The following is a 13788-nucleotide window of genomic DNA, read 5'->3' on the forward strand; positions in this document are numbered from 1 at the left end:
ATAGCAAGGAGGAATAAGCAGTTACTGCAGGCTCACGCCGGCGCTGCTGAGCTGGTACACCTGGGTTTTCTGTGAGGTCATGGTCAGCGGGGAGTTGACGGTTTCGCGGTACAGCCACATGCCGGCTTTCTGCAGCTTGTAGAGGGCAAAGGCCTTGTTGCCCGGGTTGAGCAGGTAGCAGAAGGTTTTGGAGTCGTTCCAGGCCACTTTCTGGCTGCTGGCCACCCACTTGTTGTACTGCTCATCCACCTCGTCAAAATCGATTAGCTCCCAGTAGTCGATGTCGTGGTCGGCAATGGTGGCGCCTTTCTTCTCGATGGTTTCCAGCCACCGTTCCAGAATGCTGTAGCGCGGCAGCCGGAAGCTGTGCTCCAGAAAGCCCACGCTGACCACGCCGGCCGAGGGGTTGGTTTTCTTCACGAAGTCCCAGCCCGAGGCGTAGGCGCTGCCGTGGTGGGGCACCATAATCAAATCCACGTCGCTGATGGTGGCCGCGTGGGCATCGAGCAGGAACTTTTCGGTGCTGAGCGTGGCGTCGCCGCACAGCAGCACCTTGCGCGTGCCCATCGTAAACAGCGTAATCAGGCTGCGGGCGTTGTCCTCGGTGGCCAGGTCTTTCACTTTGCCGTAGCCGCCGGGCACGTTGCCGGCCAGGATGTCAATCGACCAGCTTTGCGCGCCGGTGCCGCCCGACAGCACGTTCACCTTGTTGCCCGTAATGGACTGCGTGCCGGCCAGCGTACCGAAGTTGCTGGCCTTGGTCCAGCGCTTGAGCACGTTGCCCTTGCTCTTGGTCGTGTTGCTGGTTACCTCGTACACCGTGGAGGTGTTGAAGTAGTGGCTGTAGACGTTGGTGTTCAGCGCCGCGCCGGTGTAGTGGCCCAGCGGCGAGGTGTCGGACACGGCGTTGCTGACGTAGATGGTGTCGATGTCGACCTTGCCGCCCGCGGGCTTGGTGAGGACCGTCCCGTCGGGCAGCGTCACGTTGCCGCTCCACGTCAGGGCCTGGAAGAAGGTCACGACCTGGTTGTGGTGGTCGGCGTCGGGGTGGGTCAGGATCAGGGCGTCAATCTTGTTGCTGCGGGTGCGCGTCCAGGTGCGCAGCTGCAGGTAGGCCTGAATCCAGTACTTGTCGTTGGCTTCCTTGGCGTTGGTCGAGCCGCAGTCCACCACCACCACCCGTCCGTCGGGGCACTGCACCAGCGTACAGTCGCCCTGCCCCATTTCCACGAAGATGAACGTAAAGGCGGCCATTACTGCGGGGCGTTAGTGGCCTGCAAAAGCCGGTTGAGCTGCTGCTGCAGCTGCGCAATCTGCTGCTGCTGCTCCTTCATGGCTTCGATGAGCACCGGCACAAACTTCTCGTACTGCACCATTTTCATGTCCTGACCCTCCACGCGGTGCATCAGCTCCGGGAAGGCCTGCTCCACCTCCTGCGCCACCAGGCCCAGCTCCCGCTCCTTGCCGATGGCGGTATCTTTCCAGCGGAAGGAAATGCCGCGCAACTCGCTGAGCCGCTGCAGCGGGCTGGCAATGGGCTCGATGTCGGTTTTGAGGCGGATATCGGAAATATTGGTCCCGGTGCACCACACCGCGTTGCCGTTGCCCACGCGGTAGATGCACACGTTGCCGTCGCCCTGCACGGCCAGCAGGGTGGTGCGGCTCATCAGGTGGGCGTTTCCGTTTTCGTTCAGTTCCACCGAAGTCTGGCTGGCGTAGTTGACCATGGAAAACGACTTGTGCCCGGCGCCCAGAAAGCCCACTTGGCCCTTCACGCTACCTGCCTGGGTCGTAAACGTCAGGATGGGCGTGTCGCCGCCGTTGTTGTCGGTATCGGCCTCGATGACCACCTCCATGGCGTGCTTCTGCCCGCTGAACCGCACCTGGGCCGCCTCGTGCTTGTTGCTGGTGATGTTGAGGGTTTTGTTGTCGCTCGTAATGTCGTAGCCGGTATCCTCGCCGCCGTGGCGCAGCTTCACGCCGGCCGCCACGCCGTCGACCGCCTGCACGGCCAGGTAGGTGGGCGTCTTGCTGGTTTCCGAGTCGCCAATCTGCACCTGCTCGGTGGGCTTGGTGGTACCGATACCTACCGCGCCCGTGCCACTCACAAACAAGTCGGTGGTCCAGGTGCTGGGCGTACCGGGCAGCACGTCGGCGTTTACCCGCCCGATTTCAAAACTTTGCGCCTTGGTGCGCCAGATGCCGCCTTCGCGCCCGAAGTATTTCAGCAGACCCACCCGGCTGGCATTGCCCGCATCGGTAATAAAGCCCGAACTCTCCCCGTTGGTGTACACCACGCCGGCCACTTCCAGTTTCTGGCCCGGCGCCGTCGTACCAATGCCCACATTGGTGCCCGCGTACACCAGCGGCGACTTTTCCAGCTGCGTCGTGAGCTGCCCGTCCCAGTAGCCGGGCACGTTCTCGTAGCGCAGGTACACGTTGGTCAGCCCGGCCGGGTGCATGGTCAGGATCTTGTCCAACCGGATGTCGAGGTACTCGCCGGGCTTCAGCTCGGGCACCGGAATCGTCCAGTGCAGGCCCAGGGTCACGTCGCTGCCGGGCTGGCCGGCGCCCTTCCAGTTGTCGTGGCTGCCGTAGGCAACCTGGATGGCTTTTACCTGGTCGGCGGTGCCCAGGGCCCACTCCTCGGCCTTCTCGCCGGTATCGAACGAGAGGTAGAAGACGGCTTTGTCAGCGGGCTGGATGGTATCCGTCCTCGACACGTTGCTGACGCGCATGGTCAGCGGGTGTTTGGGGTCGTTCGGGGTGCCGGTATTGAGCACTTTGTCGTTGCCCACCACGCCCAGGTGCAGCGGAATGGTGGGCTTGCCCACGTGGGTGACGATGTTCAGGTGCGTCTCGCGGAAGCCGCTGATGACCACGCCCGCGCCGTGCACCTGCGCGTTGGCGTAGCGCAGCAGCACCCGGGTGCCGCGGCTGCCCAGGCGGCCGTCGGGCTCCACGTGCTGCAGCGTGAAGGTGAGCTTATCGCCCTTGGCCAGCGTCTGGGCCGGCACGGTCAGGCGCAGGGCCACGGTGCCGTCGGTGTTTTTGGCCTGGCTGAAGGTGGCTTTGGTGCCATCCTTGAGCGTCAGGCTCGGGAGCGTGGCCTCGTTGAGCACGCCGGGCCGGAACACCAGCTCGAAGTGGTAGGGCCGGGCCGCATCCGGGGCCGGGGCCAGCAGGTCCAGCGACTCGCCGGCCGTATTGGTCAGCTCCAGCGTCAGGCTCTGGCCGCCGGGCGTGTCCAGGATGTAGAGCACGGCCAAGGACTGCTCGTTGCGGAGCGTGAAATCGAGGGGAAGGGTTTTGCGGGTCTGGAGCTGCAGCAGCGTACTCATAAGAAGATGACGAAGATTAGGCGGTAGCAGCGCCAGGGGCCCGGCGCCGTAAGCGGGATGTGACAGGGGAAAAAGGGGCCGGCCGATTAGCTGCCGGCGGGCTCGGGTGCGGGCGCCGGCTCGGGGCTGAGCCGCAGCCAGCCTTCCCGGATAACCTGGGGCGCCGCAAACGTGGCCGTGGTGCTCATGGGCTGCAGGCGCTGACCGTAGGCGTCGAATACCTGGTCGACGGACTCGGCTACGGCCGCCAGCGGGTCGGGCGCCACGATTTTAGGGCGCTGGTCCTTGGGCACGATGGCGGCCACGCCGGGGCGCTCGGGCAGGGGTTGCAGCCAGCCGGCGGCCAGCAAGGCGGCCCACAGCCCGGCCGGGTCGGGCAGCTTCTCGTCGAACACCGTGCGGCTGATGACGGCCTGGCGGGTCAGCTCGCGCCACTGGGCCGGGGCCGTCTGCTCCAGCCAGCTCCAGTTGAAGCCCGCCTCCGTGGGCAGGTTGATGCGGGTTTTGCCCGGGTCGCTGAGCAGCGGGGTCACCAGGAAGGTCACGGCGATGTTGCGCAGGGCGGGGCCGTACTGGCTGGCCGGAATGTCGATAACCTTGGTGGGCACGATGCCGGCGGTGGCGTGCAGCTTGCCGCGCGGGTCCAGCAGCAGGGTGTAGTTCTGGGCCTCGCCCTGGACCCGCACGCCCACGTTCAGCGGCTCGCCGCCCTCCTCGTACACCCGGATGCCGGGCGGCAGCGCGCTGGCCTCGGCCGGGCTGCTGGCCACCGGGCTGTAGAACACCGGCCCGAGCCGGCCGTCGAGGTCCTCGGGCCAGTAGCCCAGCAGGCCGTCGTTGAGCTGGCGGTGCTCCCCCAGCCGCACCGGAAACTCCACCAGCTCGAAGTTGTCGGTTTCGGCCGCGGCGCCCTGCAGGGCTTTGATGAACACGTTCCAGCCCTGGTGCCGGGCCGGGTGCCCCTGCAGCTGCAGGTCCAGCGCCACCCGCACCACCGCCACCGGGCGGCCCATCAGCAGGGCCAGGTCGGCGTGCTGGGCGAAGTTTTCGGGGGCAATGTTTTCCAGCCCGCTCTCCAGCGTGTCGATGAACTGCTGCAGAAACCGGCCGCCGCTGGTTTGCAGGCTGTCGGTCTGCTGGTTGTAGAGCGACTGGGCCACCGCCCGCAGGTGCGGATTATCGATGTGGTCGATGGTGACGGGGCTGGGGCTGCCGGGGGCGCTTTGCCAGGGCGCGTCGGGATTGGGCGTGAGGGCGCCCAGGGGCTGGCCATCGGCGTCGTAGAAGTTGAGGCTGCTGTCGAGGTAGTTGGGCAGCAGCCAGCCGCAGATGGGGTTGGTGTCGGGGTGGTAGTTGGTTTCCTCGGCCCCGTCGCGGGCCGAGAGCCAGCGCAGGTTAAGGCGGGCGGCCTGGCTCAGGCGGGGGCGCAGGGCCACGCGGTCGGGGTGCAGCGGGTCGCGCAGCGGCTCACTGGCCACCATGCCCTGGTCGAGGCCAGCCACGTCGAGCACCTGCCCGAAGTTGTCGACCAGGCGCAGGCCCAGCAGCTTCAGGTAGCCGGAGCGCAGGGGCATAAAGTCGTTGAGGGGCAGCGGGGCGCTGGTGCTGCGGCCGGCGCCGGCGGCCCGCACCTGGTCGGTGAAGTCCTGGTACTCGGCGAAGCCCAGCGGGTCGGCCACTTCCAGCTGCCGGGCCTGCTGGCGCATGAGCAGCGCCTCGTTGAAGCCGCCCAACGACTGCGCCAGGCACTGCCACTGCCCGAGCTGCTGCTGGGCCCGCAGCAGGTTCAGCACCGCATCCGGCGGCGCGGCCGGCCCCGTTTGGCCCAGGTACCAGGCCGTGAGCTGGTCGTAGCTGGCGGTCCACCAGGCGTCGAGGGCCGCGCCCACGTTGGGGTCGTCGGCGGCGGGCAGGGCGGCCAGGCCGGGCACCAGCGGCTGCAGCCAGCTGCCGAAAGCGGCCAGGTGCTTTTCCAGGTAGCCGGGGCTGATGTCCGTGTCGGGCACCTTGGTGGCGGCGTAGAAGCGGGCCGGCAGGTCGGTTTTCAGCCAGCTGCTGAGGTAGGCGCGCACATCGGCGCCCAGCTTGAGGCCGGCCCCGGGCGTCAGAATCGACAGGCCGCGGTACACGGTGGCCACTTCGCCGTCGGCCGGGGCCTCGGGGGCGTCGGCGCGCAGGCTGAAATCCGTGGCCAGCTCGTCGAGGCGGTAGTTTTGGGTGATAAAGTCCGGGGAGTAGCTTTTGTCCTTGGTGGCGAGGTTGCCGGCCGCCACGTGCGGAAACAGCTCGGTTTCCCATTCCAGCAAAAATGGCTGCCAGGGGTTCTGCTGCCAGCGCGTGGCCTTCAGCTGCCCGGCCTGGTAGAAGCCAGCCGCCTGCGCCTGCGCTTGCAGCAGGCCCGGGGCGTCGAGCTGGGCGGGGTCGAAGCCGGGGCCGGCGGGCAGGCTCAGGCACTGCAGCGTGGCGCGCGGGTCGCGGCCTTCGACGGGGGCGCCGGAGTTGGCCGCGCCGGGGCGGGCCAGCAGCACCACCGGGTCGTTGGGGCGCCAGTAGCGCGGACCAGCCAGGGGCTTGAGGGCGTATTCCTTGTTGGTTTTGTCGATCTGCCCCTTCGTGTTGGCGTCGGCCACCAGCTGCGTTACCCGGTTGATCTGGGCGCTGAGCTGGGCGGCCAGGCTGTCGACGTCGCCGGGGCTAGGGGCAGCGCGCAGCAGGTGACCCCGCTCGTTGCGCTGCACCAGCAGGGTGCCCATCACGGCCCGCAGCCGCGTCATGGGCGCGAGGTACTCCTCCTCGATGTAGCGCCGGGCCTCGTCCACGTCCGGGTAGGCGTCCGGGCTGTCGTGGGGCGGGTAGGCGCAGAGCATGTACTTGGTCCAGTCGGCGAAGAGGTGGCGCTGCCAGGCGTCGAGGTCGAGGCCGGCTTTTTCGTAGCGGCGCTGCAGGGTGTTGAGCAGCTGCAGCTCGGCGGCGGCCAGGGCCTGCTCGGTCACCACTTCGTCGGGGCCGTCGGGCTGGGTGTTGTCGGTGGAGCGCACCACCACGGTCCAGTGCGTTTCGCCGGGCAGGGCGGCAAAGCCCTTTTCGTGGCGGGCCTCCTGGAATTTGGCACCGAGGTCGAGGCTGCGGTTGCTGAGCGTGGCCGTGAGCTGCACGGCTTCCAGCTGCTCCTCCAGCAGGCTTTTGTCGCCGGGCAGGTGGTCGGCCAGGAAAGCCGACAGCGCCTCGGTGCCGGTGTTGCCCACCGCTACTTTGTAGGGCACCACTTCCGTTTTGCGGCTCAGCTGCACCTCGATGCGGGCCGAAAACAGGCTCTGCGTGGGCAGCTGCACGTCGTCGACGCTGAACGCGGCCTGCGTCTTGTCGTCGGGCAGCGCGCTGGTATCGAAGGCCAGCTCCCAACTGAACTCCCGCGCCAGGGCCGCCACGAGCTGCTCGTGGAAGGCGCGCGGGCTGAGGGGCGCGGCCAGCGGCTGGGCCACAAAATCGGCAATGAACGTGCTGAGGTAGTCGTGGGCGGGGCGGCCGTAGAAGCCCAGCACCTGGTAGCTCAGCTGCCCTGACTGGGCGGCCGGCTCGTCCACCTCGTGGTCGTAAAAGCCGAACACGGAGCTGCAGTGCGGGTAGAAGGCGGCAAACGTCGGCTCGCCGTAGCCGGTGGCGCCGGGCTGGGGCTCGTAGCCCACGGCGGTGAGGTAATCGAGCCGCTCGCCGTCGAGCGGGGCGTTGCGCTGCCACTGGCCGTCCAGCTCCCTGACCCGGCCCAGGAAGCGGAAGGGCTGGTCGGGGCTGCGCGGGTCGCCGCTGTAGAAGGGCACGTGGCAGCGCACCATGCCGTTATCGGGGCCCTCGCGGCTGAGCACGTCCCCCTCAATCAGCCAGCTTTTCTCCGGCTGGCCCTGGCGGTAGCGCGTCACCAGCCACCGGTCGGGGGCGGCGGGCATGGTGCGGGGCGGCAGCTGGCCGGCCTGCAGAGGCGGCGCGTCGGCGCGGGGGCTGAAGGTGCGGGTGAGCACGCCGGGCAGGTACCAGTGCAGGTGCAGGCCGGCGGGCAGCACCAGGTTGGGCTCCTGCAGGGGCGGCGTGAGCACCTGCTCGCCCAGGAAGGGCACGTCGGGGTTGTAGTCCTGCTGCCCGTCGGAGTAGGGCAGGCCGGTGTAGTCGGCCAGGCCTTCGCGCATGGGGGTCGGATGGGCCAGAAAAAGCGCCTCCAGCTGCACGGGCACCAGCAAAGCCTGTTTCATACGGGGATAGTGGGGTGTTGTAAGGGTATGAGGGTAGGCGGGTGTGAGGGTAAGAGTTGTCAGGGAATAAGTCTGGCAGGGCTAGTTAAAGGGTACAGGTTTGCAGACGGGAGGAAGTAAGGGCGCTACTGCCCCACTCCTCCCCCCGTACCCTTTTACCTTTCTACCCAAAAGACTCCTACCCTCCTACCCCCATACCCTCATACCCTAAACTCAAGCCGTGAACTGCTCGTGGGTGCGGCCCATCCAGCTGGCCAGGTATTTCTGCATCCGCACGTCGGTGTTCAGGCCCAGGTGCTGGTGAAAAAACTGGTGCCATGGCGCCAGCGCCTGCGCTTCGGCGGCGGTGTAGGAGCCGGCGCGGTAGGCGTAGAAAGCCCGGCGCATGGCAATAAAGCGGCTGTAAAAGGCGCTCTGGTCGACCGCGTTGAGGGCGGCAATAGTGTGCGCGCCCACCTTGCCGTCGACCACCAGCTGGGCCCCGAACTCCGAAGCCAGCAGGTACTGCAGCATCTTGGCGGGGCGGGCGGTGCCGGCATTCACGCCGTGGTCGGCCAGCTGGTCGGCAATGGCCTGGGTGTGCACCAGGTCGAGATTGAGCGGATTCCAGTAGGCGGCTTTGTAGAAGGCTTCCACCGACTGGTTCAGGGCCGCGTCGGCTTCCAGGGCCCGGCTCACGGCGTGCCACTCGGTGTGGGGCACCGGGTGCGCGGCCGTTACGTGGTTGCGGATGCCGTCGACCACCGGCCAGCCGGCCCAGTGCGGATTGGAGGCCCGGGCAATGCCGCGGTAGGTTTCGCCGCCCGGGTCGAGCGGGTCGTGGCAGTAGCCGCCTTCGTTGGCCAGCAGCGTGGGATAGTAGTGGTTGAAGTCAGCCATAGTACGCGGGGAAAAAAATGGGATAAGCAGGAAAAACAACGAAGCCCGGCCCGGGGCGAACCGGCGGGGTGAAACTGCCTCGATTCGGGCTTCCCGGGCCGGGAAATGTGGTGAAGCCCGGCCGGCTGGTATGTGAACGGCGCCGCTTGGTATGCCAACTTAAAGAATATTCAAGCCCATCGATACTCAGTCCCAAAATGGGATGAAAAACCGCGCTACGGACCTGCTACCTTAGTTGTTGGCGGGCAACATACCGGATTGCGACGTTGACTTACGGATTAGCCGGTTTCACTGCTTTTTGTCGGGTTTTGCCTCCCGACTCCTGTATGTTGCCCGCGTCATTGCTCTTATCCTCGCCGCCCGTTTCGGGATTGATATGCCCCCACGCTTTACCCGTTTTTATTTCCGTCTGATGTTCCTGGCGGCCGGGCTGCTCTTGCTGGCCGCCCCCGCCGCCCGGGCCCAGCACCCGGTCATTCAGCGCATCCACGACACGGCCGACGAAAGCCAGGACTCGGTGTTCAAGCTCGGCAGCACCATCACCCTCGAAGTCACCGGCCTGGGGCAGTGGATGGAGGCCGAGGAAGCCAACCTCGTCAAGCGCGGCTTCGACCCGCAGAAGGCCCACCAGAAGTCCCACAGCCTGGTGCTCTACATCGACGACGCGCCGCTCATCGGGCTGCCGCCCCTGGCCGTGTACGCCGACGAAACCGCCGCGCCCGACTCCAGCATTGCCGCCGCTTCCGATTCCACGCTGGTCATTTCCTCCACCGGCGACGCGGCCACCGGCCCCGGCGACGACGACCCCATTGCCGTGCGCGACAAGGTCATCTTCAAGCTGGTGCGCACGCCCGACAACTACCGCTACTGGGACATCGTGTACGACTCGCCCTGGGACTACTCGCACCCGGGCAAAATCGGGCTGGGCTACGAGGACCGCGTGTTTACGGAGCTCTACCCCAACCACCCCAACAACGTGCGCCTGGAGCTGATTCAGCCCAGCTCGTTGTGGGTGGCCGGCATCGGTACGGGGCTGCTGGCGCTGGGCATTCTGCTGCTGGCCCACCGCTCCTGGATGCTGCGCGAGTGGGAAACCAAGCCCAGCGCCGCGGCCTACGAGCAGCTGGCGGCCAATGGCACGCTCACGCCGCCCTTCAGCCTGGCCAAAACCCAGCTGGCGTTCTGGACCTTCCTGATTATGAGCTGCTACCTGGTCATTTACTGCGTGACGGGCGAAATGACCAACATCAGCATGACCACCCTCTCGTTGCTGGGCATCAGCGCCGGCACCACCGGCATCAGCGGCCTGCTCGACGTGGGCGACAAAGCCAAACTACAGGCCAATGAGCCGCTGCGCCCCAGCCGCGGCTTCCTCGCCGATCTGCTGTCCGACGAGCAGGGCGTGAGCATCAACCGCCTGCAGAAAGTGGTCATTACGCTGCTGCTGGGCTACTTTTTCGTGCGCACGGTGTACAAGACGGTGGCCCTGCCGGAGTGGGACAACAACGAAACCCTGCTGCTGGCCATCAGCAGCGCCACCTACCTGGGCCTGAAATGGCAGGGCCAGAAGCAGGACAACGCCGCCCTCGGCAGCGCGGGCCTGCCCAGCCAGTTCGCCGCCCCCGGCACGCCGATAATGCCGTCCGGCGCCGCGCCGGTTTATCCTGCGCCGACGGCGCCGGTTTACGGCGCACCAGCCGCGCCCGTTTACCCGCCGCCCGCTCCGGCCGCTCCTGGGTTTGGCACCGCGCCTCCGCCACCCATGCCCAGCCCGGCGGCTCCAGCCGCGCCCACGTTTGCCCCGCCGCCCGCGGCCCCGGTTTACGCCGCCCCACCCGCCGCTGCCGGGGCCTACGCACCGCCAGCTTCGGCCCCGGCCGCCGCGCCGCCGCCCGTACCGGCCCAAACCTTACCGCCGATGCCGACCATTGCCCCGCCGCCCCCGGCTCACCACGTCGTGTTCGATTTGCCCCCGCCCGACCCGGCTGGCTCCGACGCGCCGCTGCCGGCCGGTAAGGCCTGAGTTCTGTTCTCCTCCCCCGCTTTTCTACTTCCTATGAACTTAGCCGCATTGCTGAAAAAGCCCGTTGCCTGGCTGGCCATCCTGGGGCTGCTTCTGCTGCTGCTGCTGGCCTTCTGGTACGTGCGCCGCCCCACCGATGCCGACGGCAACAGCCTGATTCTGACCAACCGCGAAAAGAAAGCCCTCCGCCAGGATATGAGCCAGCAGGAGGTCCGCCGCCGCCGCGACTCCCTGCAAATCGTCCGGGCCGACTCCACGGCCCAAACCCTCTACCACGAAGGCCAGCAAGATGAAGAAAACGCCCTCCGCCTCCACCGCCGCAGCCGCCAGCGCGCTGCTGCTGACACTTCTGCTGACGAGCTCCAGCGCGAACTGTCAGACTACTAAGTCGGTCACGCTGTCGGTGGCGCAGGCGGCCAAGATTGAGGACAGCCTGCGGGTGTTGCCCGTGGTGCGGCAGGAGGCCCGGCAGTGGCGCCTCGCGGCCGGTGCCTACCGCCGCTCCGCCGACAGCCTGCAGCGCGCCGCCGCCCTGCAGCAGGACGTGGGCCGCTCCTACCAGAAAAGCCTCAGCGACCAGCAGCAGCTGCTCACCTCCGAAACCGCCGAGAAAACCGAGTGGCGCAGCAAAGCCCGCAAGCGCGGCGTCATCATTGCCCTGCTCGTCGGCCTGAGCGCCGTGCTGGCCGTCATTGCCGCGGGGTAAGTTTTGGCGCTTCGCCAGCCCGTCATGTCGAGCTTGTCGAGACATCTCGCGTGCTTTGTTGAGCGAAGCTTGGCGGGCAGTCGATTCGCGACAAAATGCCCGTCATCCTGAGCGCAGCGAAGGACCTTAGCACGCATGAACGACAATCGTTGTGACGACTCGTTCACACGTGATAAGGTCCTTCGCTGCGCTCAGGATGACACTTCTTGCACAGCTTCAGCGGAGCCAAACTACTCCGCCGCGCCCGGCCCGGCCAGCTGCAAATCCGCCAGGTAAGAAGCGCCCACGGGCAGGTTCGCCGCGCCGACGCGCACCTGGTGGCGTTCAATCCGGTCGATGCGGTGGCGGGCCACGATGTAGGAGCGGTGAATGCGGATAAACTGCCCGCGCGGCAGCAGCTCCTGCACCTCGTGGAAGGTCATGCGGGTGAGCAGGCGCTGGCCCGTCAGCACGAAGGTGATGTAGTTGCCGGCCGCTTCCAGGTACAGAATGTCGTCGAAGCGCACCTTTACCTGCTCGTAGCCGGTTTTGAGGAAGAGGTAGTCGACCACCGGCGCGGGGGGCGGGACGGGCGCGGAGCTCTGGCGGCGCAGCTGCAGCAGCTCGTGGGCCTTGTTGCAGGCTTTCACGAAGCGCGCCAGCGAGAAGGGCTTGAGCAGGTAGTCCACCGCGTCCAGCTCGAAGCCCGACACGGCGTGCTCGGCGTAGGCGGTGGTGAAGATGACCAGCGGCTTCTGCGGCAGGCTGCCCACCAGCTCCAGCCCGCTGATATCGGGCATATTGATGTCGACGAACAGCAGATCCACGGGCTCCTGCTGCAGGTAGGCCAGGCCCTGAAACGCGTCGGTAAACGTGGCCTGCAGCGCCACGAAGGGCACTTTGGCGGCCAGGGCGCGCACCACTTCCAGGGCTACGGGTTCGTCGTCGATGGCAATGGCGCGCATGCGGGGGCGGGCAAGTGGGCGGGAAGGCGGACTCGGGGGCGAAGATACCGCGGCCCGGGCGGCGGTGGCTACCATCAGAGCTCCAGGGTGAGGTGCACGAAGTATTCCCCGAGCGTTTCGCGGATTACCAGCTCGTGGCGGCCGGGGTAGAGCAGCTGCAGGCGCTGCCGCACGTTGGCCAGCCCGATGCCGGAGTCCTCGGGCATTCTTTCGCCCTCGCGCCGCGGGTGGGTGCTGTTGTACACGTCGAAGTACAGGCGGCGGCCTTCGCAGTGCAGCGTGGTTTTGATCCAGGACTTGCGCTGCAGGCTGATGCCGTGCTTGAAGGCGTTTTCCACGAAGGGAATCAGCAGCATGGGCGCAATGTACTCGCCGGTGGGCACCTCGGCCAGGTGGGTTTCGAGGCTGATGTCGGGCGAGGTGGCGGTGCGCAGGCTCTGCAGCTCGATGTAGTTGCGCAGGTACTCGATTTCGCGGGCCAGCAGGATGCGCGGTTGGTGGTTTTCGTGCAGCATGAAGCGCATCATGTCGCCCAGCATCTGAATGCCCTGGGCGGTGCGGTCGGCGTTTTCCTGCAGGGCCGTGCCGTAGAGCGTGTTCAGCACGTTGAACAGAAAGTGCGGATTGATCTGAGAGCGAAGCAAATCCAGGCTGGCTTCCGACTGCCCCAGCTCCTGCTGCAGCCCTTCCAGCGCCTGCTGCTCGCGGTTGCGCCAGCGAAACAGCAGCCAGCTCAGCTGGCCCGTCAGCCCGAGGTGAAAGGCGAGGTAGGCGCAGGCATACCCGACCCCGGCCTCCCCATCCTGCAGCAGCACCGCCCCGATGAACACGCCCAGCACCCAGGCCGTGCCCACTATCACCAGGGCGTAGCGCCACAGGTAATGCCACCAGGCCCGGCGCCGCCCCCACACGCTCGGAATCAGGATGATGGAGCTGAGCCGGTGCAGCAGCTGCCCCGACACGAGCAGCAAAAACCAGAACAGCAGCAGCGGCCCGTTTTCGGCTGGCAGTAGCAGCAGCATGCCCAGCCCCCACAGCACCAGGGCCAGCAGCGCGTCGCGCAGCAGGCGGCGGCGGGCGGTGGGACCGGTTTCCCCGGGGCTGCCCAGCAGGGCGCGGAGACGGTGGGCAAGGGCGGAGTCGCGGAGCATGGCAGCGGGCGGAAAAGCAGTGGGAGAATCAGCAACGATTCGGCTCCGGCGCGGTAGCGGGCGGGCGGGCCGGGTTGCTGAAACAAGATTACCGCCGCCACCTGTCCCACCGGAAGCAGATGTGACGAAGCCCCGGAAAAATGGGACGAGCCGGCTAGCGGCGGTCCGGGGCGCTGTTGTCTAGAACGTAGCCAAACCTCATCATCTAATACAACTGTCCGCCGCAGGCTAGCTAAGGCTAGTTCCCCTCCTCAGTTGAGGAGGGGCTAGGGGTGGTTGATTACCAGTTGAACGACCCATGTGGAACGTCATGTCGAGCTTGTCGAGACATCTCGCGTGCTGACTCTAGACAGTAATTTCTAATGCTAGTTTTTCAACCACCCCTTGTATGATTGCACTGCCCTATCTTCTGGGTAGCCAGCCAAGGAAGCGGAGTCACCTACCATCCCTAAATGCGGGGCTTCGGCCTCGACCTTGTGGGTTAGAGCCAGTGCTCCGCT

The 13788-nt window shown here is 66.5% G+C and carries 9 protein-coding genes; 3 read left to right on the forward strand and 6 right to left on the reverse strand.

The window, feature by feature from the left end:
- Positions 1–21: 21 nt before the first annotated feature.
- The 4 genes from EJV47_RS11795 to EJV47_RS11810 all read right to left on the reverse strand — a co-directional run bounded on the left by EJV47_RS11795 (position 22) and on the right by EJV47_RS11810 (position 8464).
- Positions 22–1254, reverse strand: coding sequence for a ComEC/Rec2 family competence protein (locus EJV47_RS11795; protein ID WP_126693348.1), 1233 nt, complete (start codon positions 1252–1254; stop codon positions 22–24).
- Positions 1254–3341, reverse strand: coding sequence for a tail fiber domain-containing protein (locus EJV47_RS11800; RefSeq protein ID WP_126693349.1), 2088 nt, complete (start codon positions 3339–3341; stop codon positions 1254–1256). The genes EJV47_RS11795 and EJV47_RS11800 overlap by 1 nt, the downstream gene beginning before the upstream one ends.
- An 86-nt stretch (positions 3342–3427) precedes the next feature.
- Positions 3428–7585: a hypothetical protein gene (locus EJV47_RS11805; RefSeq protein WP_126693350.1), complete on the reverse strand. Its 4158-nt coding sequence runs from the start codon at positions 7583–7585 to the stop codon at positions 3428–3430.
- Positions 7586–7798: 213 nt separating this feature from the next.
- Positions 7799–8464 carry a glycoside hydrolase family 108 protein gene (locus tag EJV47_RS11810; protein ID WP_126693351.1) on the reverse strand — a complete coding sequence of 222 codons (666 nt, stop codon included), beginning with the start codon at positions 8462–8464 and terminating at the stop codon, positions 7799–7801.
- A gap of 376 nt (positions 8465–8840) precedes the next feature.
- Here EJV47_RS11810 and EJV47_RS11815 point away from each other — a divergent pair, with 376 nt between their 5' ends.
- Genes EJV47_RS11815 through EJV47_RS11825 form a run of 3 tightly spaced genes read left to right on the forward strand, consistent with a single transcriptional unit; the run spans position 8841 to position 11193 of the window.
- Complete coding sequence (locus tag EJV47_RS11815; RefSeq protein WP_126693352.1) at positions 8841–10487, forward strand: hypothetical protein; 1647 nt, start codon at positions 8841–8843, stop codon at positions 10485–10487.
- A 33-nt stretch (positions 10488–10520) separates the two neighbouring features.
- Positions 10521–10874: a hypothetical protein gene (locus tag EJV47_RS11820; protein ID WP_126693353.1), complete on the forward strand. Its 354-nt coding sequence runs from the start codon at positions 10521–10523 to the stop codon at positions 10872–10874.
- Positions 10777–11193 carry a hypothetical protein gene (locus tag EJV47_RS11825; RefSeq protein ID WP_126693354.1) on the forward strand — a complete coding sequence of 139 codons (417 nt, stop codon included), beginning with the start codon at positions 10777–10779 and terminating at the stop codon, positions 11191–11193. The genes EJV47_RS11820 and EJV47_RS11825 overlap by 98 nt, the downstream gene beginning before the upstream one ends.
- Before the next feature lie 230 nt (positions 11194–11423).
- Here EJV47_RS11825 and EJV47_RS11830 read toward each other — a convergent pair whose 3' ends face one another.
- Together EJV47_RS11830 and EJV47_RS11835 are read right to left on the reverse strand one after the other, a co-directional pair.
- Positions 11424–12137, reverse strand: a complete 714-nt coding sequence (locus tag EJV47_RS11830) for a LytR/AlgR family response regulator transcription factor (protein WP_126693355.1) — start codon at positions 12135–12137, stop codon at positions 11424–11426.
- A 74-nt stretch (positions 12138–12211) separates the two neighbouring features.
- Positions 12212–13288, reverse strand: a complete 1077-nt coding sequence (locus tag EJV47_RS11835; RefSeq protein ID WP_126693356.1) for a sensor histidine kinase — start codon at positions 13286–13288, stop codon at positions 12212–12214.
- Positions 13289–13788: the final 500 nt, after the last annotated feature.

Source organism: Hymenobacter gummosus, assembly GCF_003970915.1.
GTDB lineage: Bacteria > Bacteroidota > Bacteroidia > Cytophagales > Hymenobacteraceae > Solirubrum > Solirubrum gummosum.